At 37.3% G+C, this 26,655-nt stretch carries 30 protein-coding genes and 1 rRNA gene (1 of these 31 only partly in view); 13 read left to right on the top strand and 18 right to left on the bottom strand.

The annotated features are described in order from the left end of the window. A 16S ribosomal RNA gene (locus ACU8YW_RS24420) occupies positions 1 to 346 on the bottom strand; it reaches 1,206 nt to the left of the window's first position. A gap of 404 nt (positions 347 to 750) precedes the next feature. Between ACU8YW_RS24420 and ACU8YW_RS24425 the strand changes: the two genes are divergently transcribed. Continuing rightward, a complete protein-coding gene (locus tag ACU8YW_RS24425; protein ID WP_000384160.1) occupies positions 751 to 1,431 on the top strand; it encodes an MgtC/SapB family protein in 681 nt (226 codons plus the stop codon). 94 nt (positions 1,432 to 1,525) lie between these two features. After that, entirely contained in the window at positions 1,526 to 2,521 is a 996-nt protein-coding gene (locus tag ACU8YW_RS24430) for a potassium channel family protein (RefSeq protein ID WP_087986054.1), read from the top strand. On the opposite strand, the gene ACU8YW_RS24435 is transcribed toward ACU8YW_RS24430, so the two are convergent. After that, positions 2,508 to 2,921, bottom strand: coding sequence for a YugN-like family protein (locus tag ACU8YW_RS24435; protein WP_137014476.1), 414 nt, complete (start codon positions 2,919 to 2,921; stop codon positions 2,508 to 2,510). The two genes, ACU8YW_RS24430 and ACU8YW_RS24435, sit on opposite strands and share 14 nt — an antisense overlap. A 107-nt stretch (positions 2,922 to 3,028) precedes the next feature. After that, complete coding sequence (locus ACU8YW_RS24440) at positions 3,029 to 4,381, bottom strand: glucose-6-phosphate isomerase (protein ID WP_048542213.1); 1,353 nt, start codon at positions 4,379 to 4,381, stop codon at positions 3,029 to 3,031. 274 nt (positions 4,382 to 4,655) lie between these two features. Between ACU8YW_RS24440 and ACU8YW_RS24445 the strand changes: the two genes are divergently transcribed. Beyond that, on the top strand, positions 4,656 to 4,889 hold the full coding sequence (locus ACU8YW_RS24445; protein WP_048542215.1) for a DUF378 domain-containing protein: 234 nt from the start codon (positions 4,656 to 4,658) through the stop codon (positions 4,887 to 4,889). Positions 4,890 to 5,001: 112 nt separating this feature from the next. Here the strand turns inward: ACU8YW_RS24445 and yugI are convergent, their stop codons facing one another. The 3 genes from yugI to ACU8YW_RS24460 form a co-directional block, all read right to left on the bottom strand. Continuing rightward, a complete protein-coding gene (yugI, locus tag ACU8YW_RS24450; RefSeq protein WP_000003769.1) occupies positions 5,002 to 5,346 on the bottom strand; it encodes a S1 domain-containing post-transcriptional regulator GSP13 in 345 nt (114 codons plus the stop codon). Positions 5,347 to 5,597: 251 nt separating this feature from the next. After that, positions 5,598 to 6,788, bottom strand: coding sequence for an aminotransferase (locus ACU8YW_RS24455; RefSeq protein WP_426934199.1), 1,191 nt, complete (start codon positions 6,786 to 6,788; stop codon positions 5,598 to 5,600). Next, entirely contained in the window at positions 6,785 to 7,282 is a 498-nt protein-coding gene (locus ACU8YW_RS24460) for an Lrp/AsnC family transcriptional regulator (protein WP_000255701.1), read from the bottom strand. Before ACU8YW_RS24460 ends, ACU8YW_RS24455 begins: the two co-directional genes overlap by 4 nt. Before the next feature lie 265 nt (positions 7,283 to 7,547). Between ACU8YW_RS24460 and ACU8YW_RS24465 the strand changes: the two genes are divergently transcribed. Together ACU8YW_RS24465 and ACU8YW_RS24470 are read left to right on the top strand one after the other, a co-directional pair. Further along, the gene (locus tag ACU8YW_RS24465; RefSeq protein ID WP_426934198.1) at positions 7,548 to 8,540 is read left to right on the top strand and encodes a 2-hydroxyacid dehydrogenase; all 993 of its coding nucleotides are present in this window, start codon (positions 7,548 to 7,550) and stop codon (positions 8,538 to 8,540) included. A gap of 109 nt (positions 8,541 to 8,649) precedes the next feature. Beyond that, positions 8,650 to 9,489: an alpha/beta fold hydrolase gene (locus ACU8YW_RS24470; RefSeq protein ID WP_088064697.1), complete on the top strand. Its 840-nt coding sequence runs from the start codon at positions 8,650 to 8,652 to the stop codon at positions 9,487 to 9,489. 29 nt (positions 9,490 to 9,518) lie between these two features. On the opposite strand, the gene ACU8YW_RS24475 is transcribed toward ACU8YW_RS24470, so the two are convergent. Then, positions 9,519 to 9,770 carry a YugE family protein gene (locus tag ACU8YW_RS24475; RefSeq protein WP_000537643.1) on the bottom strand — a complete coding sequence of 84 codons (252 nt, stop codon included), beginning with the start codon at positions 9,768 to 9,770 and terminating at the stop codon, positions 9,519 to 9,521. A gap of 116 nt (positions 9,771 to 9,886) precedes the next feature. Between ACU8YW_RS24475 and ACU8YW_RS24480 the strand changes: the two genes are divergently transcribed. Next, positions 9,887 to 11,041: a MalY/PatB family protein gene (locus ACU8YW_RS24480; RefSeq protein ID WP_426934197.1), complete on the top strand. Its 1,155-nt coding sequence runs from the start codon at positions 9,887 to 9,889 to the stop codon at positions 11,039 to 11,041. An 84-nt stretch (positions 11,042 to 11,125) separates the two neighbouring features. On the opposite strand, the gene sodC is transcribed toward ACU8YW_RS24480, so the two are convergent. Both sodC and ACU8YW_RS24490 read right to left on the bottom strand, forming a co-directional pair. Beyond that, positions 11,126 to 11,665: a superoxide dismutase [Cu-Zn] gene (gene sodC, locus ACU8YW_RS24485; RefSeq protein ID WP_000746533.1), complete on the bottom strand. Its 540-nt coding sequence runs from the start codon at positions 11,663 to 11,665 to the stop codon at positions 11,126 to 11,128. Positions 11,666 to 11,733: 68 nt separating this feature from the next. After that, positions 11,734 to 11,910: a hypothetical protein gene (locus ACU8YW_RS24490; protein ID WP_000982763.1), complete on the bottom strand. Its 177-nt coding sequence runs from the start codon at positions 11,908 to 11,910 to the stop codon at positions 11,734 to 11,736. Positions 11,911 to 12,075: 165 nt separating this feature from the next. Between ACU8YW_RS24490 and kapB the strand changes: the two genes are divergently transcribed. Beyond that, the gene (gene kapB, locus ACU8YW_RS24495; RefSeq protein ID WP_088064699.1) at positions 12,076 to 12,459 is read left to right on the top strand and encodes a kinase-associated lipoprotein KapB; all 384 of its coding nucleotides are present in this window, start codon (positions 12,076 to 12,078) and stop codon (positions 12,457 to 12,459) included. 41 nt (positions 12,460 to 12,500) lie between these two features. Here the strand turns inward: kapB and kapD are convergent, their stop codons facing one another. After that, complete coding sequence (gene kapD, locus ACU8YW_RS24500) at positions 12,501 to 13,124, bottom strand: 3'-5' exonuclease KapD (protein WP_000344365.1); 624 nt, start codon at positions 13,122 to 13,124, stop codon at positions 12,501 to 12,503. Positions 13,125 to 13,414: 290 nt separating this feature from the next. Between kapD and ACU8YW_RS24505 the strand changes: the two genes are divergently transcribed. Continuing rightward, entirely contained in the window at positions 13,415 to 14,740 is a 1,326-nt protein-coding gene (locus ACU8YW_RS24505) for an ArsB/NhaD family transporter (RefSeq protein WP_137011545.1), read from the top strand. A 75-nt stretch (positions 14,741 to 14,815) separates the two neighbouring features. On the opposite strand, the gene ACU8YW_RS24510 is transcribed toward ACU8YW_RS24505, so the two are convergent. After that, entirely contained in the window at positions 14,816 to 15,283 is a 468-nt protein-coding gene (locus ACU8YW_RS24510; protein ID WP_000390066.1) for a hypothetical protein, read from the bottom strand. A 118-nt stretch (positions 15,284 to 15,401) separates the two neighbouring features. On the opposite strand from ACU8YW_RS24510, the gene ACU8YW_RS24515 reads away from it, so the two are divergent. Together ACU8YW_RS24515 and ACU8YW_RS24520 are read left to right on the top strand one after the other, a co-directional pair. Next, positions 15,402 to 16,115, top strand: coding sequence for a DNA alkylation repair protein (locus ACU8YW_RS24515; protein WP_426934196.1), 714 nt, complete (start codon positions 15,402 to 15,404; stop codon positions 16,113 to 16,115). Between the two features lie 347 nt (positions 16,116 to 16,462). Next, positions 16,463 to 17,839 (top strand): glycine--tRNA ligase, encoded by a 1,377-nt coding sequence (locus ACU8YW_RS24520; RefSeq protein ID WP_000287155.1) that lies wholly within the window; start codon positions 16,463 to 16,465, stop codon positions 17,837 to 17,839. A 36-nt stretch (positions 17,840 to 17,875) separates the two neighbouring features. Here ACU8YW_RS24520 and ACU8YW_RS24525 read toward each other — a convergent pair whose 3' ends face one another. Beyond that, a complete protein-coding gene (locus ACU8YW_RS24525) occupies positions 17,876 to 18,259 on the bottom strand; it encodes a hotdog fold thioesterase (RefSeq protein WP_000520763.1) in 384 nt (127 codons plus the stop codon). Between the two features lie 95 nt (positions 18,260 to 18,354). Here ACU8YW_RS24525 and ACU8YW_RS24530 point away from each other — a divergent pair, with 95 nt between their 5' ends. Together ACU8YW_RS24530 and ACU8YW_RS24535 are read left to right on the top strand one after the other, a co-directional pair. Continuing rightward, the gene (locus tag ACU8YW_RS24530; protein ID WP_088064702.1) at positions 18,355 to 19,098 is read left to right on the top strand and encodes a DUF3298 and DUF4163 domain-containing protein; all 744 of its coding nucleotides are present in this window, start codon (positions 18,355 to 18,357) and stop codon (positions 19,096 to 19,098) included. A 50-nt stretch (positions 19,099 to 19,148) separates the two neighbouring features. Further along, a complete protein-coding gene (locus ACU8YW_RS24535) occupies positions 19,149 to 19,742 on the top strand; it encodes a biotin transporter BioY (protein WP_001252151.1) in 594 nt (197 codons plus the stop codon). A 45-nt stretch (positions 19,743 to 19,787) separates the two neighbouring features. On the opposite strand, the gene galU is transcribed toward ACU8YW_RS24535, so the two are convergent. Continuing rightward, positions 19,788 to 20,675 (bottom strand): UTP--glucose-1-phosphate uridylyltransferase GalU, encoded by an 888-nt coding sequence (galU, locus tag ACU8YW_RS24540; protein WP_087986056.1) that lies wholly within the window; start codon positions 20,673 to 20,675, stop codon positions 19,788 to 19,790. A 108-nt stretch (positions 20,676 to 20,783) separates the two neighbouring features. Further along, positions 20,784 to 22,508, bottom strand: coding sequence for a phospho-sugar mutase (locus ACU8YW_RS24545; RefSeq protein ID WP_087986045.1), 1,725 nt, complete (start codon positions 22,506 to 22,508; stop codon positions 20,784 to 20,786). A 143-nt stretch (positions 22,509 to 22,651) separates the two neighbouring features. Between ACU8YW_RS24545 and cdaS the strand changes: the two genes are divergently transcribed. Then, on the top strand, positions 22,652 to 23,257 hold the full coding sequence (cdaS, locus tag ACU8YW_RS24550; RefSeq protein ID WP_070169194.1) for a sporulation-specific diadenylate cyclase CdaS: 606 nt from the start codon (positions 22,652 to 22,654) through the stop codon (positions 23,255 to 23,257). Between the two features lie 129 nt (positions 23,258 to 23,386). Here the strand turns inward: cdaS and pepA are convergent, their stop codons facing one another. The 4 genes from pepA to ACU8YW_RS24570 all read right to left on the bottom strand — a co-directional run bounded on the left by pepA (position 23,387) and on the right by ACU8YW_RS24570 (position 26,551). Further along, positions 23,387 to 24,871, bottom strand: coding sequence for a cytosol aminopeptidase (gene pepA, locus ACU8YW_RS24555; RefSeq protein WP_426934195.1), 1,485 nt, complete (start codon positions 24,869 to 24,871; stop codon positions 23,387 to 23,389). 146 nt (positions 24,872 to 25,017) lie between these two features. Beyond that, complete coding sequence (gene spsC, locus ACU8YW_RS24560) at positions 25,018 to 25,644, bottom strand: stationary phase survival protein SpsC (RefSeq protein ID WP_000920109.1); 627 nt, start codon at positions 25,642 to 25,644, stop codon at positions 25,018 to 25,020. Positions 25,645 to 25,730: 86 nt separating this feature from the next. Further along, positions 25,731 to 26,048 carry a YuiB family protein gene (locus tag ACU8YW_RS24565; RefSeq protein ID WP_000027007.1) on the bottom strand — a complete coding sequence of 106 codons (318 nt, stop codon included), beginning with the start codon at positions 26,046 to 26,048 and terminating at the stop codon, positions 25,731 to 25,733. Then, positions 26,045 to 26,551 (bottom strand): NUDIX hydrolase, encoded by a 507-nt coding sequence (locus tag ACU8YW_RS24570; RefSeq protein WP_000415296.1) that lies wholly within the window; start codon positions 26,549 to 26,551, stop codon positions 26,045 to 26,047. Before ACU8YW_RS24570 ends, ACU8YW_RS24565 begins: the two co-directional genes overlap by 4 nt. Positions 26,552 to 26,655 lie beyond the last annotated feature (104 nt).

Here is a 26,655-nt window from a genome sequence, read left to right on the forward strand (position 1 = left end):
TCTGGGCCGTGTCTCAGTCCCAGTGTGGCCGATCACCCTCTCAGGTCGGCTACGCATCGTTGCCTTGGTGAGCCGTTACCTCACCAACTAGCTAATGCGACGCGGGTCCATCCATAAGTGACAGCCGAAGCCGCCTTTCAATTCCGAACCATGCAGTTCAAAATGTTATCCGGTATTAGCCCCGGTTTCCCGGAGTTATCCCAGTCTTATGGGCAGGTTACCCACGTGTTACTCACCCGTCCGCCGCTAACTTCTTGAGAGCAAGCTCTCAATCCATTCGCTCGACTTGCATGTATTAGGCACGCCGCCAGCGTTCATCCTGAGCCAGGATCAAACTCTCCAATAAAGTTAGTTTGTCTAGCATCTAAAAATAAAAATTGACGTTTCACGTTGTTTGTTTCGTTCAGTTTTCAAAGAACTACTTGGTCGCTCATTTGCGACTTCCTTATGTTAACATCTTCGTTTTTCGATGTCAACTAAGTTTTTCAATTTCTTTTTTGTCGTTTTCTGCGTTTCCGCATCAGCGACGGTTATTAATATATCATGGTGAAAATCGAAATGCAACACCTTTTATAAACTTTTTTTTAGATCACCCTAATTTCTTTGTTAATATCATATACTTAAACGAAATATCTCTTTCATGTATAAATAATTCCTACATATATTCTATATAAAGTCACTCTATCAAAAGCGTTTCTTTCTATAATAAATGTTTTATTCATATACCATATCATACAAGGAGGAATATATATGGACTATGCCGATTTATTAATCAAACTAGGTCTCTCGGCTATTTTAGGGTTCGCTATCGGTTTAGAGCGCGAATTAAAACGAAAACCACTTGGTTTAAAAACTTGTTTAGTTATTTCTATCATTAGTTGCCTCCTGACGATTGTTTCTATTAAAGCGGCTTACAATTTACCACATACCGATCATATGAATATGGATCCACTTCGACTTGCCGCTCAAATTGTATCAGGAATCGGTTTTTTAGGTGCCGGTGTTATTTTACGAAGAGGAAACGATAGCATTGCAGGACTAACGACTGCTGCTATGATTTGGGGTGCTTCTGGTATTGGTATTGCTGTTGGGGCTGGATTCTATATCGAAGCGATTTTCGGAATGTGTTTCCTTATGATTAGCGTTGAACTTATACCATTAGCAATGAAATTTGTAGGACCGAGATCATTTCGTCAACGTGATATCGCAGTAAAACTTGTCGTGCGAAATATGGACAATATCCCAATTGTAATTGAAGAAATAAAAGAAATGGATATAAAAGTTAAGAATATGAAGCTCAAAACATTGGAGAATGGTTCTCACTATTTACATTTGAAATTATCTATCGATCAAAAAAGGCATACCGCTGATGTTTACTACGCCCTCCAGCATCTTGAAAGTGTCCAACAAACTGAATTAGAAAGTATGTAATGTAAAACAAACTCTCTTTTAAATTAGAGAGTTTTTCTTTTTTCTATAATGGTAACAATGAATGTAGTCCTGCAAAGTAAGGAGGAATAAGAGTTTGAAATCCCGTCCAAATTTAGTAGATACATTTCGTGATTCCATTATTTTTCGTTTAGTTTGCTTTATTGTTTTACTTACTGCTTTTTCTGGCTTCCTTATACATAGATTAGAGCCATCGCACTTCACCACATGGTTTGATGGAGTTTGGTGGTCAATCGTTACCATTTTCACCGTTGGCTATGGTGACTTTGCCCCGCATACACTAATAGGCAAACTTATCGGTATGGGTATTATTTTATTTGGAACCGGTTTTTGTTCTTATTATATGGTTCTGTTCGCCACTGATATGATTAATAAACAATATATGAAAATTAAAGGAGAAGAAGCCGCTACCTCTAACGGTCATATGATTATCGTGGGTTGGAATGAACGGGCAAAACATGTTGTAAAACAAATGCACATCTTACAACCGAACCTTGATATCGTTTTAATTGATGAAACACTTTCTTTACTTCCAAAACCATTTCATCATTTAGAATTTATAAAGGGTTGCCCGCATCACGATCAAACTTTATTAAAAGCTAACATTACAACGGCTCACACTATATTAATAACAGCTGATAAAGAAAAAAATGAAAGCTTAGCAGATACACAGTCCATTTTAAATATTTTAACTGCGAAAGGTCTCAATCCAAACATTCACTGCATCGCCGAACTTCTTACTTCTGAACAAATACAAAATGCAACTAGAGCTGGTGTATCAGAAATTATAGAAGGAAATAAATTAACGAGCTACGTATTTACCGCTTCTCTTTTATTCCCTTCCATTTCAGGCGTACTATTCTCACTTTACGATGAAATCTCTGATAACAAATTACAACTGATGGAGCTTTATCCTTCCTGCACTGGACAAACTTTTGCAAATTGTAGCTATACTCTTTTAAAGCAAAATATTCTCTTACTAGGTATAAAACGCGACGAACAATATATGATTAATCCAGTCCATTCCTTTGTTCTCATTGAAAGCGACATACTCATTGTTATTCACCATTAAGAAAATGTTTTTCTAGTTCCTGCATGAGCACTTTCCCAATATTGATATATTTTCTTTTCACATCTCCATCTGGATCTTTCGGCTCAGCAAATTGATCCATTCCACTCGTTCCAGCCGTTAAAGTATTTACGTGATCATCTAGTTCGTCTTGATATACGTGCGAAAGAATATACGGCGTTTCCAGACGGACTATTACACCAGGCACATCTAATTCGCCATTCACTGCTGTAAATGGCACTCGCAGAAATTGATATCCATCTTCTTCATCGATTTTGTAATCAAAGCATCCTTTATCGTAATCCCAATTGCCACCAATGTTATACCCAAGTGGCTTCATTATCTCTTCTAACTTATATAACGCATATGTACGTCCTTCTAAATTTGATTGAATCGGAATCAAGCCCATCCCTCCTAGACTTTTTCTTTAGCATACCCACTCTAGTTTGAATATACCGATGGACTTTTCGATAAAATAATAAAAAGCGACCGGATTCCGGTCGCTTTTTATTATTTTAAACGCTCTTCTAATTCTGCTTTTAACTTTTCAAATCCTGGTTTACCAAGTAAAGCAAACATGTTTTTCTTGTATGCTTCTACTCCTGGTTGGTCGAATGGATTTACGCCTAATAAGTAGCCGCTCATCGCACATGCTTTTTCGAAGAAGTATACAAGGTAACCGAATGTGTACTCATTTAATTCAGGGATATTTACGATTAAGTTTGGTACGCCACCATCGCTATGTGCAAGTAATGTACCTTCGTATGCTTTCGTGTTTACGAAGTCTACAGTTTCACCAGCAAGGTAGTTTAATCCATCTAAATCGTTTTCTTCTGATTCAATTGTTAGTTCATGTGTAGATTTACCTACTTTCAGAACTGTTTCGAATAAGTCACGACGACCTTCTTGAACGTATTGACCTAATGAGTGTAAGTCAGTTGAGAAGTTTGCTGAAGATGGGAAAATACCTTTTTGATCTTTCCCTTCACTTTCACCAAATAACTGTTTCCACCATTCAGAGAAGTATTGAAGTGCCGGCTCGTAGTTAACAAGCATTTCAATTGTTTTTCCTTTATTGTATAAAGCGTTACGAACTACTGCGTATTGGTAAGCTGGGTTTTCTTCTAGTTCTGATGCACCGAAGTCATCATGACCAGCAGCTGCACCTTTCATCATCTCTTCAATATTTAAGCCACTTACTGCGATTGGTAATAAACCAACTGGCGTTAATACAGAGAAACGTCCTCCAACATCATCTGGAATAACGAATGTTTCGTAACCTTCGTTATCAGCTAATGTTTTTAATGCACCACGTGCTTTATCTGTCGTTGCATAAATACGTTTGCGAGCTTCTGCTTTTCCATACTTTTCTTCTAATAACTTACGGAAAATACGGAATGCTAGTGCCGGCTCTGTTGTTGTACCTGATTTGGAAATAACGTTAATAGAGAAGTCTTTACCTTCTAATACGTCCATTAAATCTTTCATGTAAGTGGAGCTAATGTTTTGTCCAACAAATAGCACTTGTGGAGTTTTACGTTGTTCTTTAGATAGCGTGTTGTAGAAAGAATGGTTTAACATTTCGATTGCTGCACGTGCTCCTAGGTAAGAACCACCGATACCTACAACAAGTAAAATGTCAGAGTCATTTTTAATTTTTTCTGCGCATTTTTGAATGCGCGCAAATTCTTCTTTGTCATATTGAAGCGGAAGGTCTACCCACCCAAGGAAATCGTTCCCAGCTCCAGTTTTTTCGTGGATTGCATGATGTGTTACTTTCACTGCATCACGTAAATAAGTGATTTCATGTTCACCGATGAAGGATAACGCTTTAGAATAGTCGAACGTTACATGTGTACTCATCTTTTTCCCTCCAATAATGTATATGTATTTCTGTATTCACTTTAGCGAAACTGAAGTTGTAAATCAAGCGATTCAACCATTGTAAACGTAACCAATATATATTTTTTAGAAAAAGTTCATTTTTTGCATAAAAATTCGCATTTTTCGGTATAGATGTATATACATCCTTTTTCTTATATTTTTTATGTATAAAAACAACATAACTACACCATTCTATAAAGGAGTTAATTAACTCATCGCTTGTTCACGCTTCACAATTAAGGGGGGCTTTTTCATGAGTACTCTGCAACGTATCGCATTAGTCTTTACTGTAATTGGCGCTGTGAACTGGGGATTAATCGGGTTCTTCCAGTTTGACTTAGTGGCAGCCATTTTCGGTGGACAAAATTCAGCTCTTTCCCGTATTATTTACGGCATCGTCGGTATTTCTGGGCTTATCAATCTTGGTTTACTCTTTAAACCATCAGAAAATCTTGGCACTCACCCAGAAACGAACGAAATCCACTAGTCAGTATGTCTTTATTTCACCTCCGACATACGAATATGATTGCATGCAATCATATTTGCAAATATATATCATAAGACAAAGTAAAAGAGGAACGCTCATATGCGCTCCTCTTTTACTTTGTTAACTCGGACTCTTCAATCCATTCGGTTAGCTTTTCTCGCAGCGTATTAAATCCGTTCTCAGATGGATTCGGTATAAGGATCCGCCCTTGTTTTCTTCTCGCCGCTTTTAACGATAAACTCATTTTTCTGTGTTCTTCATCAATTGAAAGTACTTTTACTTCTACTGTATCGCCGACTTTTAAAAAGTCATGAATATCCTTTACATATCCATTTGTAATTTCAGATATATGCACAAGCCCTTGTGTTTCTGCATCTAACGCTACAAATGCTCCGTAATCTTGAATCCCAGTCACTTTCCCTGTTACAACCACTCCAGTTGTATATTGTTCTGACATATGAAACACTCCCATACGTTACCATTTTCTCTACAATTGTAGATAGTAAAGCAGATGATTTATTGTTAAATATCCGATTAGTTAGTACGTACCCTAAGTAAAGCTACTCAGGATATGCATACCTTATATTAGTAAATTATACCACTATGACAGAACTCATTCAAAATTAACGAAAAATTTCCTAGAGTACGTATAATTTTCTAATATTGGGATAGAATACTAACACATGGCTTTCTAGTATTCCCCCCCTTTTATGGGCAAAACGTATTATGTTTTGTCCTTTTTTTATTTTCTATAAACCGTTCCATTCTCTTCATTGCTTCCATAAGTTGTTCAAGCGATGTTGCATACGAGCAACGAATAAATCCTTCACCACTTTCGCCAAATACACTTCCAGGTACAACAGCCACCTTTTCTTCTAATAATAACTGTTCTGCAAATTCTGCCGAAGATAGTCCAGTTGAAGAAATAGAAGGAAAGACATAAAATGCTCCGCCCGGCACATGACACGTTAAACCCATTTCATTAAACGATGTCGTCATAAAATTACGGCGTTTCTTATAACTATCTCTCATCCGAATTACTTCATCATTCCCCGCGCGTAACGCTTCGAGTGCTGCGAACTGAGACATTGTCGGTGCACACATCATGGAATATTGATGAATTTTAAGCATTAATTCCGAAAATTGAACAGGAGCTGCAATCATACCGAGGCGCCATCCTGTCATCGCAAACCCTTTTGAAAATCCCGAAATTAAAATTGTATGCTCGCGCATATTTTTAATACTCGCGAAACTTGTATATACTTCGTCGTATACAAGCTCTGCATAAATTTCATCAGATAATACGATTAAATTGTACTTCTCAACAATCACTGCTATTTCTTCAAGCTCGGATTTATTTAACATTGCACCTGTTGGGTTATTTGGTGAACAAAGCAAAATTGCCTTTGTTTTCGCTGTAATAGCTGCTTCAATTTGTTCTGGTTGTACTTTAAACTCTTTTTCTAAAGTCGTTGCCACAGGAACCGGAACTCCTCCAGCTAATGTCACAAGCGGTGCATAAGAAACGAAACTTGGTTCAATAATGAGTACTTCATCATCAGGATTTATAATGGCGCGCATCGCTACATCTAACGCCTGACTCGCTCCAACTGTAACAATGATTTCATCGTTCGGATCATAAGATACTGCAAATTGTTTTTTTAGATACTTTGCTATTTCTTGGCGCAGTTCCAATAATCCTGCATTTGCTGTATATGACGTATATCCTTGTTCTAAAGAACGGATGCATGCTTGCCTTACATTCCAAGGTGTAACAAAGTCAGGCTCTCCTACTCCAAGAGAAATAACACCTTTCATATTTGCTGCTAAATCGAAAAACTTTCGAATACCAGATGGTTGTAAAGATTCTGCCGTTCTAGATAGTTCAAATTGCTTCATGGTGTCACCACAATGCGCTTATCATCATCGTTTTTTTCGTAAATAATTCCCTCATGTTTATACTTTTTCAAAATGAAATGCGTTGTTGTAGAAACGACAGATTCAATTGTTGCTAATTTCTCAGAAACAAACATCGCGACTTCTCCCATTGTCTTTCCTTCTAATGTAATAGAAAGATCGTATGTCCCTGACATTAAATACACAGATTTCACTTCTGAATAACGATAAATTTGTTCTGCAACCGCATCGAACCCAACGCCGCGCTTTGGCGTAACTTTCACATCGATCATCGCCGTTAAACCTGTATGTTCTTTTACCTTCGTCCAATCGATATGTGTTACATAATCAACAATAATCTTTTCCGCTTCTAATTTTTCAACCATCTTCTTTACTTCTTCTACTTCTATATTTAACAGCTTCGCTAATGTATCTACAGATAATCGACTACTTTTTTCAAGACAAGCTAATAATTCTAATTCTTTTTCTGTCACCATATAAATCATCCTTCCTTTTCGTTTGTGTCTAAATTATACAAATACCCCTTCCAGTTTGAAAAGAAGATTTTTTTAGTGAATTATGTCAAAATAAAGTGAAACTTTAATCAGCGGAATGCTTCACCCCGCTGATTATTAGTTGAACCAATCGGGCTTTTACGAGCAGTTGATCTCCCACCTCACTTCTTTGCCTCAGCCGTCTTTTTAGGTGGGAGTCTTACTGCTCGTTAAAGCGGGGTAAAGTGAAACTTTAATCAGCGGGAAAATGCGTGATAAAGCGAAAGGGGATGGAACCGTGAAACCAAAAGTTTATATTGCTGAACCAGTTCCAACATTTGTAGAAAACTATTTATCAGAACACTGTGATTATGAAAAATGGGAGCAAAATGAGAAGGTACCTCGTGATGTCCTATTGGAGAAAATACAAAATAAAGATGGCTTATTAAATTTCGGATCTGCTATTAATGAAGAATTATTAAATGTAGCTCCTAACTTAAAAGTAGTGAGCAACATTTCTGTCGGTTACGATAATTTTGATTTACAAGCGATGGAAAAGCGCAATGTCATTGGAACGAATACACCATATGTATTAGATGATACAGTAGCGGACCTTGTTTTCGCTCTTATGTTATCTGCTGGTCGCCGCGTCTGCGAACTCGACTCCTACGTGAAAAATGGTGAATGGAACGCCGAAATCGGAAAAGAGCACTTCGGGCTGGATGTACACCATAGTACAATCGGTATTATCGGAATGGGACGAATTGGAGAAGCCATTGCAAAACGGGCGAAATTCGGATTTGATATGAATGTTCTGTATTATAACCGTCGCCGTAAAGAAGAAGCTGAACAAAAATTCGATGCTACATATTGTGATTTACAGACGTTACTCAAACAATCTGATTTTATTGTTCTTCTTACTCCATTAACAGATGAAACGTATCATCTTATCGGAGAAAAGGAATTTTCATTAATGAAAGAAACAGCAATCTTCATTAATGCCTCTCGCGGAAAAACAGTAGATGAAGAAGCGTTAATACATGCGTTAACAGAAAAGAAAATCTTTGCAGCAGGCATTGACACTTTTACACAAGAGCCGATTCAAAAAGATAATCCGCTCTTATCATTACAAAATGTTGTGACTTTACCACACATCGGATCTGCAACATTAAAAACTAGGCAGCAAATGGCTATGACAGCCGCTGAAAATTTAGTTGCAGGGTTACAAGGAAAAACACCGCCTAATATTGTTCGTGGATAATGATGAATAAGCAAAAGGCAAGATGACATCGTCATCTTGCCTTTTTTTGTTAACATATTTTTTTCTGCCTTGGAGATGATATGAACAAAAATCAATGGAGTGACAAAAAATGAATCACGAATATACTTGTCCTTATTTCACTTTTTCCACTCGCGGCACTACTATTCATTACGAATTGTATGAACATGACAACAAAACGGAACGTCCTACTTTCGTACTCGTTCACGGCTTTTTATCTTCCTCATTCAGTTACCGCCGCCTCATTCCTTTATTATCGAAAGCAGGAACAGTACTAGCTCTTGATTTGCCACCGTTCGGAAAAAGTGATAAGTCTCATCTCTTTAAGTATTCTTATCATAATTTAGCAACGGTTATTATCGATTTAATTGAACATTTATCTCTCTCAAATATTGTGTTAGTTGGGCATTCTATGGGTGGACAAATTTCTCTCTATGTAAACCGTATACGCCCTGAATTAATCTCAAAGACAATTTTACTATGCAGCTCTAGCTATTTAGCACGCGCAACCTTACCTTTACTGTACTCTTCTTATTTACCGTTCTTTCATTTATACGTAAAGAACTGGATTATACGGCGCGGGATTGTTCATAACTTAATGAATGTCGTTCATGATCACTCATTAATTGACGATGAAATGAAGGAAGGTTACTCCGCTCCTTTTTATGACAACCGTATATTCCCTGCTTTAACTCGTATGATAAGAGACCGTGAAGGTGATTTATCTTCAAATGAATTACAAAAAATCGAAACACCTACACTACTCATTTGGGGTGAAAAAGATCGTGTCGTCCCTGTACATGTAGGTCATCGGCTACACAAAGATTTACCAAATTCTAAATTTATTTCTTACGAAAACACAGGACATTTACTACCTGAAGAAAAGCCTGAACTTGTTTATGAAGAAATTATCGCTTTTTCTGCACAATAATACAAAAGGCTGTCGGAAATTCCGACAGCCTACAATGAACAACTTCCGCCTTCTTTTATTACAAGTAATTCCACAGCTAACTTCTCACATTTTCCAAGCGCAGGTACTTCCTCAAAAGACATAAAGTATATATGTTGAATCTTTTTTGCGATGTATTTTGGATCGTCGAACACACTTACGACGTTCACAACATCGCTCGCTTCTGTTTCATAAAACTCCGGTCCCATTTGAAACGGATCCCAATTCTTCACAACCTCTATCATCTTTTCATATGTACCCATTCGCTTCCCGCCTTTTCACTTTTTAATGCTTTTCTTTATCCTATCACATCAGCTATTCTATAAGAAGAGAGAGAACTTTCATAACTTAACGGTTTACAGAAGAAGGGGGCAAACTTATGCAACTATTTCATAAAACAGTCAATCGACGTGGAACTCATAGTACGAAATGGGATACGTATAAAAACGAAGAACTTCTCCATGCTTGGATTGCTGATATGGATTTTGAAGTACCACAACCAATTCAGACTGCTTTAAAGAAACGTATCGAGCATCCTATTTTCGGCTATACACTTCCTCCCGAAAATATTGGAGATATTATTTGTAACTGGACAAAAAAACAGTACAACTGGGATATTCAAAAAGATTGGATTGTCTTTAGCGCGGGAATCGTTCCAGCTCTTAGTGCGAGCATACAGGCCTTCACAAAGGAAAACGAATCCGTTCTCGTACAACCACCTATTTATCCCCCATTTTTCGAAATGGTCACAACAAACAACAGACGATTATGCGTGAGTCCTTTACAGAAACAAAATGATACATATACGATAGACTTCGATCATTTAGAAAAGCAATTTCAACAAGGCGTCAAACTCATGCTTCTTTGTAGTCCTCACAATCCAATCGGGCGTGTTTGGTCAAAAGAGGAACTTACACAACTTGGCACGTTATGTACAAAATATAATGTAATCGTTGTCGCGGATGAAATTCATTCCGATATTATTTACGGAGATCATACGCATACACCGTTCGCTTCCTTATCTGAAGAATTAGCAGCGCGCACGATTACTTGTATGGCTCCGAGTAAAACATTTAATATCGCTGGATTACAGACATCGATTATTATCATTCCAAACGAAAAACTCCGTCAAACCTTTATATCTATCCAATATAGACAAGGTTTCCACGGATTAAATACATTTGCCTATACAGCGATGCAAAGTGCCTATACAGAATGTAATGATTGGCTACATGAAATTCGATTATATATAGAAGATAACGCTCAATTCGCTTGTAAATATATTAAAAATCACATACCCGCTCTTTCTGTAACGAAACCAGAAGGTAGCTTTTTATTATGGATCGATTGCTCCCGCCTACAGCTTTCTCAAAATGAACGCACTGCATTACTTGAGGAAAAAGGGAAAATCATCGTTGAACCTGGTGAGAAATACGGATTAGGCGGCGAAGAACATATTCGAATTAACATCGGCTGTCCAAGATCTGTTTTAGAAGAAATTTTAAATAGACTGCGCCATACGTTTTCAGAATAAGAAAGGAGGTAATTCGGGAAAACCTCCTTTATCAATATCTTTTCAAATACGTTTCACAAAAAAAGCTACCATGCACGGTAGCTTTTACTTTTTCTTCATATCCGACGCTTTTTTTACAATGACACCACAAGCAATTCGATCACCGGATTTACCTGTTGGTTGTGTCATACCATCATCAGCGTTTTCTGTAATAATAATAGACGCTCCATCTTTTCTATGAATCGTTGTTTTCCCTTCTTCAAGCGTTATGTGCGGCGCATCGATTTCTGCTTTAATCTTTCCAGAACCGTCTGCAATTACGTTCGGTAAATCACCGTTTTCTGCACCCTTCGGATTAAGAAGTCCATGCTTTTTATTATCAGGATTAAAATGATTACCAGATGATTCAAAACGTGGTGCTTTACACTCACCAATTTCGTGTACATGCAGTCCGTGCGCGCCTGGTGCGAAACCTTCCCCTTTAATCGTAATTTTCACTCCGCTTGTTTGCTGCACTACTTTCGCAGTCCCCACTTCATCGCCTGAAGCATTATGTAATTTCACGTCAATTTCTTTCGGCTTCCCTTGGTCACAACCTGCCATCAGAAATAATAAACAACAACTTAAAAAAAGCCGTTTTTTCATTCTATTCCCTCCAAAATATATTCTGCCCTTAGATTGTCCGAGCATAGAGGGAAACATACAAAAATGAGTTACTGTTTCTTTTCCGCTAAAAGTTTTTCTTCAACTTTCTGTAATCGCTCCGCTTCGCGTTTTGATACACGAATGAACATACGCCACGTAGCAACGGCACCAATGATAAATAGAACGCAAACAATCCCTGGAATAATATATTCTGTTTTATCTTCCGGAAAATATAAAGGCATCATACGGAACACTCCTTATTATAGGATTCAAAAAACATCAGAATTTTCTGTTATATAATATAAAATTATAGTGGAACCTATCCATATTCTCAAGGGGGCATTCCGAAAGCGAATGATTTCTTTGACTCCTTCGCACACTTTCCTTACTATAAACTTGAGGTGAAAAATATGAGAGAAACATTTGAAATTGGTGAAATCGTTACTGGTATTTATAAAACTGGCAAATACATCGGCGAAGTTACAAATAGCCGTCCTGGCAGTTACGTCGTAAAAGTGTTAGCTGTTTTAAAACATCCGGTGCAAGGTGACTTACATAATGTAAAACAAGCTGACGTACCATTTTTCCATGAAAGACGTGCTTTAGCTTTCCGTGAACAGACGAACATTCCAGAGCAAATGGTGAAGAAATATGAAGGAGAAATTCCAGAGTATACAGAGTCACTCAAATTAGCATTGGAAACTCAAATGGATTCATTTTCTGAAGATGATTCACCTTTTGCGGTTCGTAGTCTAGAAACATTAGAGCAGTTAAAAAAAGACTACAAACTTTAAAAAAACAAAACGACCAAATTACATACTATGCAATTTGGTCGTTACTGTGTACTCACTTTCTTTAACACTTTTGAAAAATCAACGAGTTCTCCCAATGTTGGAGGTGCTGGTTTCACTAAATACTCTTTATCTTTTTCTACTAATTTAAAAATATTATACGTCGTCATCGCATCATCTAGCGCACAATGATGCTTACCCGTCCCTGCTTTTCCATATGCCTCAATTGCTTTCCACAATCCTGTTTGATTTCTCTCCCCAAAAAACTTCTTATACTCAAGTGATAAATCACGACACTGGCCTAAGAACGGAAAGTCTACTCTTGCCATTTCACAATTATGCTTCAACACTTTCATATCCATATTTCCCCACGTAACAATGGTTGGTTTACATCTCCTTTCATATTCTGCAAGTTTTTCAACGAGTTCTGGAAACGAAATTCCTTTATCTACGACTTCTTGTTTAATTCCTAAAAATTTCTTACATCGATCCGTTAAAGAAGGAAAAGTTTTCGGCCTAACATGAGCTGAATACGTGTCTTCTACCTTACAGCCAACAACCGAAACGAGTCCTACTTCAATGATTTCCGGGAAAAATCCTTTTGGTTTTTTTCTGTGCTGGGGCATCGTAAACTCAAAATCCAAAAATAAAAATCGTTGTTCATCCATACGATCCCTTCCTTATCATCTTTGTCATTCCTTTCTATTTGACACTCCTACACGAACAAGCTCGAATGCTAATTCCATTTTAAATATTCAGATTGGATGTATCTTATATATATGTCAAATGCCCACAAATATTTTTAAAAATAAGAAAAAATGACCGATGCAGAAAATATGACAAAATAAGCCCTTTCATTTACATCCCCCTTTTTTCTACTTTATAATGACGTTATGTGTGTTTCATCTAGTTAATTTTTTGACACACTAAGAAAAGTGAATGAAAGGAGATGAGAGTTTTGCACGAAACAACGCAAGAGCTCGCAAACTGGCAGTATTATTTTGCTATCGCAGTCTTTTTAATTACATATGCCATTATTATTTCAGAAAAAATTAATCGCGCTGTCATCGCACTTCTTGGTGCAGCACTCATGGTAATTATGGGGGTCGTTGATTTACACAACGCCTTTACGAAACATATTGAATGGGGGACGATTACGCTACTCATCGGTATGATGATTCTGGTGAACATTACAAGTAAATCGGGTGTCTTCCAATACGTTGCCATTAAAGCAGCAAAAGGGGCGCAAGGAAATCCAATTAAAATTTTAATTTCACTTTCCTTACTTACTGCGCTTGGTTCCGCATTTTTAGATAACGTTACAACTGTACTTCTTGTTGTTCCAGTTACTTTATCTATTACGCGCATACTGAAAGTAAATCCTGTTCCTTATTTACTTTCTGAAATTATTTTTTCAAACATTGGAGGAACAGCAACATTAATTGGTGATCCACCTAACATTATGATTGGTTCTGCAAATAAGCATTTAGATTTCAATGCGTTCTTATTCAACTTAGCACCTATCGTAATCATTATTATTGCTGTTACAGCGACAATACTTTACTTCATGTATCGTAAACAATTAATTGCTGATCCTGTACAAATTAAAAAATTAATGAGTTTAGATGAAAAACAATACATTAAAGATCCAGTATTAATGAAAAAATCTTTAACCGTACTTGGACTTACAATCGTAGGTTTCATGACTCATTCAATCTTCCATGTTGATGCAGCTATCATCGCTTTAACTGGTGCTACTGTACTTATGCTAATCGGTGTGAAAGAACATGAAATTGAAGAGGTATTCGCAAGTGTAGAGTGGGTAACAATCTTCTTCTTCGCAGGACTATTCGTACTTGTTGGAGGACTTATTGATATCGGCCTTATCAAAATGTTAGCTCAAAAAGTAATTGGAATAACAGGTGGAGATGTTTCTTACGCATCTATCCTTATTTTATGGGTATCTGGTATCGCCTCTGCGACAATTGATAACATTCCATTCGTTGCAACAATGATCCCACTTATTAACGATATGGCAGTTGGGCTAGGTTTATCACCTTCTGACGCACAAATCGACGTATTATGGTGGGCATTAGCATTAGGTGCTTGTCTAGGTGGAAACGGAACATTAATCGGAGCTTCTGCTAACGTAATTGTTGCAGGTATCGCAAGTCGTGAGGGCCATAAATTTAGCTACATGGAATTCCTTAAAGTCGGCTTCCCAATTATGATCGTTTCATTAATCATTTCTCATATTTATATTTATTTACGCTACCTTATGTAGTAGAAAAAGGGTTGTCACATGTGACAGCCCTTTTTCTTGTTCAATACAATTATATGAATGATTTTTCAAATATCCCTACTCGTTATACCTTACCGGCTCATTCCGAATAATGAACAAGTGAATCGGTAAGAAAACCGAAAATGTGATTGTATGAATAATCGTAAACAATATAGAATTCGTTCCGTATCTATCTAAAATTGCGTAGATAAGATAAATAGACAGCACAATCGATACAGCTGTTGCTAATAAATATAGAATTGGTACGAAGTTAAAAATGAAACACGCGACATATATGCCGAATACTTTCCATCCTGCTTCTTCTTTTAAGAAATCCGGTAATTTGTCTTTTGCTAAATCACCCCATATCTTACTATTTAAAAAAGGAATAAACGCAAGAGCACCATCCGTTGCACCATCATTTTTCGCCATCGTATACAGTGCAAAAGCCGTTAATAAATACGCAATAATTGCCCAAATCAATACAACAAGAATAAACGCAAAACTAAGAGCAAAGAAACCTGCTAGTACGCCTTGATCTTCCATCTTATCCTCTCCTCTCTACTCTCAACATATTTCATTACTTTACAAGTTATGTTTTAAAATTTATCCAAACTCTCTGTATAATAATAGGAGCGAGATAATAAGAGAGGAGAACGCACTTATGCATCCATTTGTACAAGCATTACAAGAGCATTTCACAGCCTATAAAAATCCTGAAAAAGCAGAACCGATGGCATGTTATATGAAAAACCACTTCCCATTTCTCGGTATTCAAACACCTGAAAGAAGACAGTTATTAAAAGACGTTATCCAAATACACACTCTTCCAGATCAAAAAGACTTTCAAATTATCGTACGTGAGCTTTGGGATTTACCAGAACGTGAATTTCAAGCGGCCGCACTCGATATTATGCAAAAATATAAAAAGCATATAAACGAAACGCATATCCCGTTTTTAGAAGAACTTATTGTAACAAAATCTTGGTGGGATTCTGTTGATAGCATCGTCCCTACATTTTTAGGAAATATCTTTTTAAAACATCCGGAATTAATTTCTGCCTATATTCCAAAATGGATTGCATCAGACAACATATGGTTACAACGCGCCGCTATTTTATTCCAGCTAAAATATAAACAAAAGATGGACGAAGAACTTCTTTTCTGGATTATTGGACAACTACATTCTTCAAAAGAATTTTTCATTCAAAAAGCGATTGGCTGGGTCCTTCGCGAGTATGCAAAAACGAAGCCCGATGTCGTTTGGGAATACGTGCAAAATAACGAGCTTGCTCCCCTTAGTAAACGTGAAGCAATTAAGCACATTAAACAAAATTACGGAATAAATAACGAAAAAATAGGCGAGACTCTATCATAGATAGACGCGTTCCTCTATTGAGATTTAAAAAAGAACGTGTTAGAATATGTTCATTATTATTAATATAAGTAGCGATGACGGACTTATAAGTACTTGCACAAAAAGCGATTCAGGGATAGTGAAAGCCTGATGCCGCAAGGAAACGGCAGTCCCGAGCAATACGTGATAAAGTGGATGCACCTGTTGTGTATCAACTAGGGTGGAACCGCGGGCAAACGCTCGTCCCTAGGCAATTAAGCCTTGGGATGAGCGTTTTTTTTATGTTTTTCAAAGCATATACCGCTCGTTTCACAAGTACCAGAGCACGTCATCGCCAATACGTTAACTTTCAAAAGGAGGATTTTATTATGTATTCAATGGAACAAGTTGTAAACTTAGCGAAACATCGCGGTTTTGTTTTCCCTGGTTCTGAAATTTACGGTGGTCTTGCAAACACTTGGGATTACGGTCCACTTGGAATCGAATTAAAAAATAACGTTAAAAAAGCTTGGTGGAAAAAATTCATTCAAGAATCTCCATACAACGTTGGTTTAGACGCAGCTATTTTAATGAACCCAAAAACTTGGATCGCTTCTGGTCACGTTGGTAACTTCAACGATCCAATGATCGACTGTAAAAAATGTAAAGCGCGTCACCGTGCTGACAAATTAATTGAAGATGCATTAGATGCAAAAGGCATCGAAATGGTTGTTGATGGTCTTACTTTCGACCAAATGGCTGACTTAATGAAAGAACATGAAGTAAAATGTCCTGATTGCGGTAGTGAAGAGTTCACTGAAATCCGTCAGTTCAACTTAATGTTCAAAACATTCCAAGGTGTTACAGAGTCTAGCACGAACGAAATCTTCCTTCGTCCTGAAACAGCACAAGGTATTTTCGTAAACTTTAAAAACGTACAACGCTCTATGCGTAAAAAACTTCCATTTGGTATTGGCCAAATCGGTAAGAGCTTCCGTAACGAAATCACGCCTGGTAACTTCACATTCCGTACACGTGAATTCGAACAAATGGAACTTGAATTCTTCTGTAAGCCTGGTGAAGATTTAGAGTGGTTTGCATTCTGGCGTGAAACTTGTAAGAACTGGTTACTTTCACTTGGTATGACTGAAGAAAGCATGCGTCTTCGTGACCACGGTGAAGAGGAATTATCTCATTACAGTAACGCAACAACTGATATTGAATTCAGATTCCCATTCGGTTGGGGCGAACTTTGGGGCGTAGCATCTCGTACAGACTTCGATTTAAAACGTCACATGGAACACTCTAACGAAGACTTTAACTATATCGATCCACAAACGAATGAGCGTTACGTACCGTACTGCATCGAGCCATCTTTAGGTGCTGACCGTGTAACATTAGCATTCTTATGTGATGCATATGAAGAAGAGCAATTGGAAAACGATTCTCGTACAGTTCTTCGTTTCCACCCTGCTTTAGCACCATACAAAGCAGCTATCTTACCATTATCTAAAAAGCTATCTGAAGGTGCTACTGAAGTATTCGCAGAACTAGCTAAAGACTTCATGGTAGACTTTGACGAAACTGGTTCTATCGGTAAACGTTACCGTCGTCAAGACGAAATCGGTACACCATTCTGTATCACTTACGACTTCGACTCAGTTGAAGACAAAGCTGTTACAGTACGTGACCGTGACACAATGGAACAAGTTCGTATGCCAATTAGCGAGCTAAAAGGCTTCTTAGAGAAGAAAATCCAGTTCTAATTATAAAAAAGAGGCGCTCTATTGAGCCGCCTCTTTTTACTTTTCACGTTTTTCTTTAATTGCTACTGTACATCTTGATATACATAGTAAATCATCATTCTCATCAATAATACGTACATCCCAAACCATCGTTGAATGTCCTCTATGTATCGGTGTTCCGATCGCTGTTACAATCCCATCTTTCTTTGAGCGAATGTGATTTGCATTAATTTCTAGACCGAAACAAATACATTTCTCTTGATCAATTAAATTGTATGAACCAACACTTGCTACTGTTTCCGCTAATGCAAGAGATGCACCGCCGTGTAAAAAACCAAACGGCTGATGCGTACGCTCATCAACAGGCATCGTAGCAACCACCTTATCTTCTGTCATCTCTAACAACTCAATTCCAAGTGAATCCATTAAAGTTTTTCCCATATCGTTTCCTCCTTCTCTTACTTTAATTGAATGTATAATTTTACCTATTTATTTTCAAACTACTTATAACACTTATATAAGGAGGTTTCACCTAAATGAAACAGAAATTTTGTATATTACTGCTTATGTTCTCCTTGCTGACTATTGTACCAAATTGTGCACTAGCAGCCAAAGCATCCAACCTGACAATCGATGTTCAGACTGTAACACAAAAAGGTAAGAAACCTTATATAGAATATCAAATTAACAGACCTTCGTTTCACAATTTTCCCGATTCTAAATTTCAAAATAAGCTCAATTTCTATTACAAAAAATCTACTGACAAATTTAAAACAAAATTAGAAAAAGACGCAAAAAAATATTATAAAGAAACAGAAGGATCTAGTACACCTTTTCATCCGTACGTGGCGAATGTTGATTATAAAGTCTCCCTAAATAAACCACCGTTGCTCAGCCTATATGTGAATTACTATCAATATACAGGCGGAGCACACGGTCTTTATAAGTGGAAGGCAAACACATTTGATTTAAAAGAAAAAAAGTTACTACACTTAGACGATCTATTTCAACCAGAAGATAAATATAAAGAAATAATCCGTGCTGAGATTGTAAGACAAATTAAACAAAATGAAAGTATTTATTTTCCCGATGCAACTGAAAAGGTCATGAGCACGAAAAAGTTCCACTTCTTTTTAGAACCGGACAATCTCGTCATTTATTTCCCTTTATATGAGATTGCTCCTTATTCAAGCGGAATCCCTCAATTTCGTATTCCGTATACGTTGCTAAGAGAGTATTTGAAGCCTTCTTATCAAAATATTTTGATTGACAACAAGTAAATATTTTCGCTACGATAATGTTAACCTAAAAACAACAGGAGGTTAACATTATGAGGAGATTTCATGTTTTAGATTTAGCATTAGCTGCCATGTTCGTCGCTCTTATGGCCATTGGTGCAAATATTGTATCTTGGGCACCATTCCTGCAAGTAGCGGGTATCCCATTATCTATGCAACCATTTTTCGCAATTTTAGCAGGGCTTCTTCTTGGAAGTAGACTTGGCGCATTATCAATGACTGTGTATATGCTCGTTGGCTTAGCTGGTGCACCAATCTTCGCTAACTTCAAAGCTGGATTCGGAGCGCTTTTAGATCCTACTGGTGGTTTTATTATTGCATTTATTATCGTTGCTTACGTATCCGGAAAACTAGTAGAACAAAAAGAACGACCAACATTCAGTACATTTGCAATTGCCTCTTTCACAGGAATCATTTTAACGTATATTATCGGTACTACTTATATGTACGGGGCAGTCAATTTCTTCATGGGTGGTAATATGAGTTATAAAGCGGCTTGGATGATTATGATGTGGTTCGCAGTAAAAGATATTGCATTTACCATTATCGGTGCTATTATCGCACCTCGCATATACTATGCTGTACGTCGTTCCGCTTATCAGCATTCTCATTCGACGATTTCATAATAAAAAAGAGTTATTTCAGTACACTGAAATAACTCCTTTTTTATATTAAGACTGTTGCTTCGTGTGTTCTTCTAAAATTTTCTGCATCATTGGAACCATGTCATCACGTAATTCTGGGTGTCGCAGAGCCATTTCGATTGTCGTTTGAACGAATCCTAACTTTTCACCTACGTCGTAGCGCTTTCCTTCGAAATCGTAAGCAAATACACGTTGAATTTCGTTTAAGTTTTGGATTGCATCTGTTAACTGAATTTCACCACCAGCACCAACATGTTGCTGTTCTAAGAACATGAAGATTTCAGGTGTTAAAACGTAACGTCCCATAATTGCTAAGTTTGAAGGTGCTGTACCTGCTGCTGGTTTCTCAACGAAATTGCGAACTTGGTAACGACGTCCTTCCTGCTCTAATGGGTCGATAATTCCATAACGGTGTGTTTCATCTTCTGGAACCGTTTGTACACCAATAACAGAAGAAAGCGTTTTATCATATTCTTCAATTAATTGACGTAAACATGGTTTTTCAGCTTGAACGATATCATCACCTAATAAAACAGCGAATGGCTCATCACCAATGAATTTACGTGCACACCAAACAGCGTGTCCTAATCCTTTTGGTTCTTTTTGACGGATATAGTGAATATCTACCATTTTTGAAGAAGCCTGTACTTTTTCAAGTAACTCATACTTTTTCTTTTCTAATAAGTTTTGCTCTAACTCAAATGCATTATCAAAATGATCTTCAATAGAGCGCTTCGTTTTACCAGTAACGATAATAATATCTTCGATTCCTGATTTTATTGCTTCTTCTACAATGTATTGGATAGTTGGTTTATCTACTATCGGTAACATTTCTTTTGGCATTGCTTTTGTAGCTGGTAAAAAACGTGTTCCTAATCCAGCTGCTGGGATTATGGCTTTTCTTACTTTTTTCATCACAAAATACCCTCTCTTCTGTCAGAATCAATAACGATTATTTCCTTACATAAAACAAAAGGGAGGTTTCACTCCCTTTCGTTCCTTACTACTTAAAATTACTTTATATTATAAACGATTCATAATATCTTCTTTAATAGTAAGTAACTTTTGTTCACTATTTTGTAAAGAATTATCTTGAACACCGAAGTAGAACTTAATCTTCGGTTCAGTTCCAGATGGGCGTAGGCAGAACCAAGAACCATCTTCTAATTGATATTTTAACACATTTGATTTCGGTAAGTGAATCTCTTCTTTATGTCCATCTTGTAAAGATGTAACGATGCTCGCTTTATAGTCTTCAACAGCTACAACTGTTAAGCCCGCTACTTCTTTCGGAGGATTTTCACGGAATGTTGCCATCATTTCTTGAATTTGTTCCGCTCCATCTTTTCCTTTTAACGTTAACGATACAAGATCTTCACGGAAGAAACCGTACTTCTCAAATACTTCTAATAAACCATCGTATAACGTTTTACCTTGTGATTTGTAGTATGCAGCTACTTCACATGCAAATAGAACAGATTGTACTGCATCTTTATCACGACAGAATGGACGGATTAAATAACCATAGCTTTCCTCATAACCGAATTGGAATTCGTATTGTCCGCTTTCTTCATACTGTTTAATTTTCTCACCGATAAATTTAAATCCAGTTAACGTATCAACTGTATCTAAACCGTATGCTTTCGCGATTGTACGGCCAATTTCAGACGTTACGATTGTTTTTAATACAACACCGTTCTCTGGAAGCGTTCCGTTTTCTTTCTTTTGAGATAATAAGTAATCAAGCATTAATGCACCTGTTTGGTTACCCGTTAATACTTGGAACTCACCATCGTGATTACGAACTGCAACGCCTAGACGGTCTGCGTCAGGATCCGTTGCGATTAACACATCTGCTCCTACCTTCTCACCGTCACGAATTGCATACTCAAACGCTGCATGCTCTTCTGGGTTCGGTGATTTTACTGTAGAGAAGTTCGGATCTGGTAACTCTTGCTCTTTTACAACTGTTACATCTGTAAATCCAACTTCTTCTAAACCACGGCGCACAGAAATATTTGATGTTCCATGTAATGGTGTAAAGACGATTTTTAAGTCTTTTCCAACATTTTGTACCATTTCTTTATTAATGATGACATTGTTCAATTCTGTTGCATATGCATCATCTACTTCTTGTCCAACAATATGTAATAAACCGTCAGCTTTTAATTGCTCCACATTAGCAACCTCAACTGTTAACTCATCCTCTACTGCATTTACATAGCTAATTAACTCATCAGCTTCTTTTGGAGGCAACTGCCCACCATCTTCACCATATACTTTATAACCGTTATATTCCGGCGGATTATGGCTTGCCGTAAGAACGATTCCACTTACTGTATGTAAATGACGAACTGCGAAAGAAAGCACTGGCGTTGGACGTAAGCTTTCAAACACATATGTTGTGATACCGTGTGCACCAAGTGTAGCAGCTACTTCCATTGCAAATTCAGGTGATTTATGACGAGAATCGTACGCTACAACAACACCGCGTTTTTTCGCTTCTTCACCTAATTTTTCAATAAACTTCGCTAATCCTTGTGTTGCTTTACGAACTGTATATACGTTCAAACGGTTCGTACCAGCACCAAGTTCACCACGCATACCACCTGTGCCGAATTCTAGATTTTTATAAAAGCTGTCCTCAATTTTCTTCTCATCTTGCTTCATGTTTTCTAACTGTTCTTTTAGTTCTGCGTCTAACTCTGCATAGGAAAGCCAGCGACTAAATTCCTGTTTCCAGTTCATATTTCTATCTCCTCTCGCTTGTCATACCTTTATTATATGAAAAAAACAACCTGTATCTCAATATTTTTTACAATCTAACAGGATTTTACTAGGAATATTTGTATACACTATGGTTAAATACTCCACTAAAGGGAATGAGGATTATGCAAGAATGGGGCTTGTCAGAAGAGCTCAAAATACAAACAAAGCAAATGATTGAAATTGCTGAGAAAGAATTATCAATTATGAGACAAGCAATTGATAAAGAAGATGAATGTATTTTGTGCAAAATGGAAGATATTCATCATATGTTAGCAAACGTACAAACATTGGCAGCTACATACTATATTCAAGCGTATTTATCACCTTATACTGAAAGCTCACATTCTATTACAGCAACTGTCCAACACTTAAGCGCCCGAAAACACGGGGCTCTTATTGTTGTGGAAAGAAACGAGCCACTTGACTCTCTTATTCAAACTGGAACAACATTACATGCTCATTTAACCTCACCGTTACTTGAATCCATTTTCTATCCAGGTAACCCTCTTCATGACGGAGCCGTTCTCGTTAAAAATGATCATATTGTTTCAGCTGCCAATATTCTTCCGTTAACGAAAAGCACAGAAGTTGATCCTGAACTAGGAACACGTCACAGAGCTGCAATTGGCTTATCAGAAAAAAGCGATGCACTTATTTTAGTTGTCTCTGAAGAAACAGGTCGCACTTCATTCGCTTTAAACGGAACGTTATATACGATTTCTTTATAGGGTCCATCTTTTCCTATAGAACAGTACAATAGGAAATGAAATTATATCGACTTAACGAAAAAAATGACAATAATCATACCAATAAAAAAGGCTGTTCCAAAATATTGGAACAGCCTTCTCTTATGGATCTTACTCTTCTCCGAAACGTTCAACAAGTGTTGCAAGTGTACGTACCATTGCACCTGTTGCTCCAGCTGGACCTAAATCATGCGCTCCTGACGTTTCAGATGTTCCAGCGATGTCTAAGTGTACCCAAGGTGTATCTTCAGCAAATTCACCTAAGAATGTACCTGCCATAACCGCATGTCCTTCGCGGCCTGGTGAGTTATTTAAATCGGCAAACTTACTGTTTCGAACACGTTCTTTATCACGATCAAAAATCGGTAATTGCCAAATTGATTCATCTGTTTCCATAGACGCCTCTAGCACTTGCTCAAACAACTCTTCATTGTTTGTCATTGCGCCTGTCGTCTGATTTCCAAGTGCAACAATTACACCACCTGTTAATGTCGCAACATCAATAAGATAGTTTGCACCTAGTTTTTTCGCATACGTAATACCGTCAGCTAACGCTAGGCGACCTTCTGCATCTGTATTTAATACTTCAATTGTTTTTCCGCTCATAGATGTGATTACATCGTCTGGCTTAAATGCTGTACCACTTACAACGTTATCAGTTGATGGAATAACAGCGATCACATTTTGCTCTGGGCGAAGTTCACCGATAATTTCCATCGCACCTAATACGGACGCAGCACCGCCCATATCACCTTTCATACCGACCATGCCTTCACGTGGTTTTAAAGAATAACCACCTGTATCGTATGTAATCCCTTTTCCAACGAATCCAATGACATCTGTCCACTCTTCTTTTCCTTTATAAATAAGAGCAATCATTTTTGGTGGCTCTGTACTACCTTGGTTTACTGCAAGTAACGCACCCATACCAAGATCTTCCATCTCTTCTTTCTCAAGAACTTTATAATCCATATCATACTTTTCCGCTAACTCAACAGCATACTCAGCAAGCTTTGTTGCTGTTAATACGTTTGGCGGCATATTTACAAGTGTACGAGCTGAATTTGTTGCACGTCCATGTACGTAGCCAACTGTTAATGCAGCTTCAATTTCTTGTGCATCTTCTGCTGTAATAGCCGTGAACTTCTCTAGTTCCACACGATCCTTTTTATCTGATTTATACGTTTGTAACTCATATGTACCAAGACCTTGTACTTCTGCTGCAATATGAGCTACATCAATCGCATCTAATTTCTCTGTTACGAAAGAATCAAGGAAGATTGCTGCATCTTGTACTTTTGCTGCTTGTAACGTTTTAAACGCCTTACCAAGAGCAGCACGCAACGTTTCTGTCGTGTAAGACTCTTTCTTACCTAAACCAACGAAATAATAACGTTTCACATTTGTTTTTCCTAAACTATGTACTTTTGAAATAACTTTCTTCTTCGTAGAAAGTTCTTTCTCTTCTAATAAAACTTGTAGTTGTCCTTCAAACGCTTTGTCCAGTTCTTGTACAAAACTACTCGTTTTCTCTTCTTCAAATAAGGCAACGATTACCGCTTCATGGCTTGCTAATTCTTTTTGTACTTGAAACATGTTCAGACCCCCTAAATTTCTCTACTCTGCCTTTATTATAACTTTATTTTCGATAAAATGCGACAATTCTAACTTCTGTTACATCCTATATAATCCATATTTCTTCTATTTATAAAATAAAAAAGTCTAGCGTAATTACCACTAGACTATCTTTGTTTTAAATATTGACCACGAAACACTTGCATCGTTTCGTCTTGATTTAACATCGTTAACTCTTCTTCTGAAAACTTACCATTTCCAACTTTCACTACATACACATTCACTTTTTTCTTACCCCATTGGCTATAAACATCTTTCACCGTATCATAATACAGATCAAGACGGTTTCCTTTTATTGCACCGCCCTTATCAGCTACTACACCGTACCCATAACCTGGTACGAATAGAATCGTTCCAATTGGGAATACGCGTAAGTCCGCAGCGATTGTGGAATATAAATCCCTTTTCACCTTAACTCCTGAATATGTAATACCATACTCCGGATGTCCCGGTCTCTTACCAGTTGACTCAATTCCCGACGTATAACCTGTTGCAGTCATTTCAATTGAACGATATTTAGACCAGTCGTTTGCCTGCTCTAAAGCATTTATCACTTCTTTACTCGGAGCAACATTTCTCTTAACTTCTGCTGCATGTACTTCTTTTGCACTCGTTCCCTCATATTTCTTTACAATCTCTAATAAAGAAACTCCTGTGAAAGCATTCCATGTTACGCATAATGCGGATACAAGTAAACAAGTCATCATAATGCGAATACAATATCGTTTTAACATTTTTATATTCCACACTCCTTCATCGTTAATCATTCCCTATACGATGAAGGAATATGCAAAAAAATAATCCCCAAATGAATTGGAGATTAAAACATTTGATATCCGCTTTTCCGAAGTTTCTTAATTACAATTCCGGCTAAAGCAGCACCTACTAATCCAGTAGATAGAATAAACACATCTGCCTGCCCTAAATGCGATACACTTGTCCCAAATGAAGAGAATGTTTCTTTCGGCTTTGAAAAATAATCCCACACACTCGCCTTATTAATAATAAGTATACAAACAATCGGATATACAATAACCATTACCCATGTCGCTCGCAATATCATGTTGAGTAAAAATCCAATTCCAAAAAACAAAATGAAAAATAACATCATTGAAATAAGTAGTACTGGTATACTCACTCTTTCTCCCTCTCCTTCGCATGCGCCGTAAATACATGATAGGCTGTATAACCAAATTGCTCTCCTGGATCTAATGTTTTGTTCATCTCAAGATGTAGTTCTGATCTTCCTTCAAACAAATATTTGATAAGTAGAGACGTATTTGGATCGTCCGCAATCGTATCTGGATGTAAAAATGCTACTTCAGACAATTCCTTCTCCTGTACAATAATGTTTTCTCCTTCAGGCTCCAAAAGGAAAATAATCATATTATCACTAATCTCATTGCGAATGACGCCCGATCGAACACCGATGATCCCCTTCACATGAGCGACGATACCTGTCTCTTCTAACACTTCACGTTTCACAGCTTCATCAACCGTCTCACCTTCATTTACAAAACCAGCCGGCAAAGACCATTTCCCCTTTAATCCACTGTATTTTTTCTTAACGAACAGCCACCTGCCATCTTTTGTAGCTACTAAGCCACCAACAGCTAGCCATACTTTCCCTCGCTTCTCCATGATGTAATACCCTCCTCTACTAGAACGGACAGAATATTCTTTCTTTTTATATATTATACTATATTTTTAAAATGAAAAAAGCAGAAACAGCTCTTAGCCGTTTC

It is taken from the genome of Bacillus pretiosus (assembly GCF_052947655.1).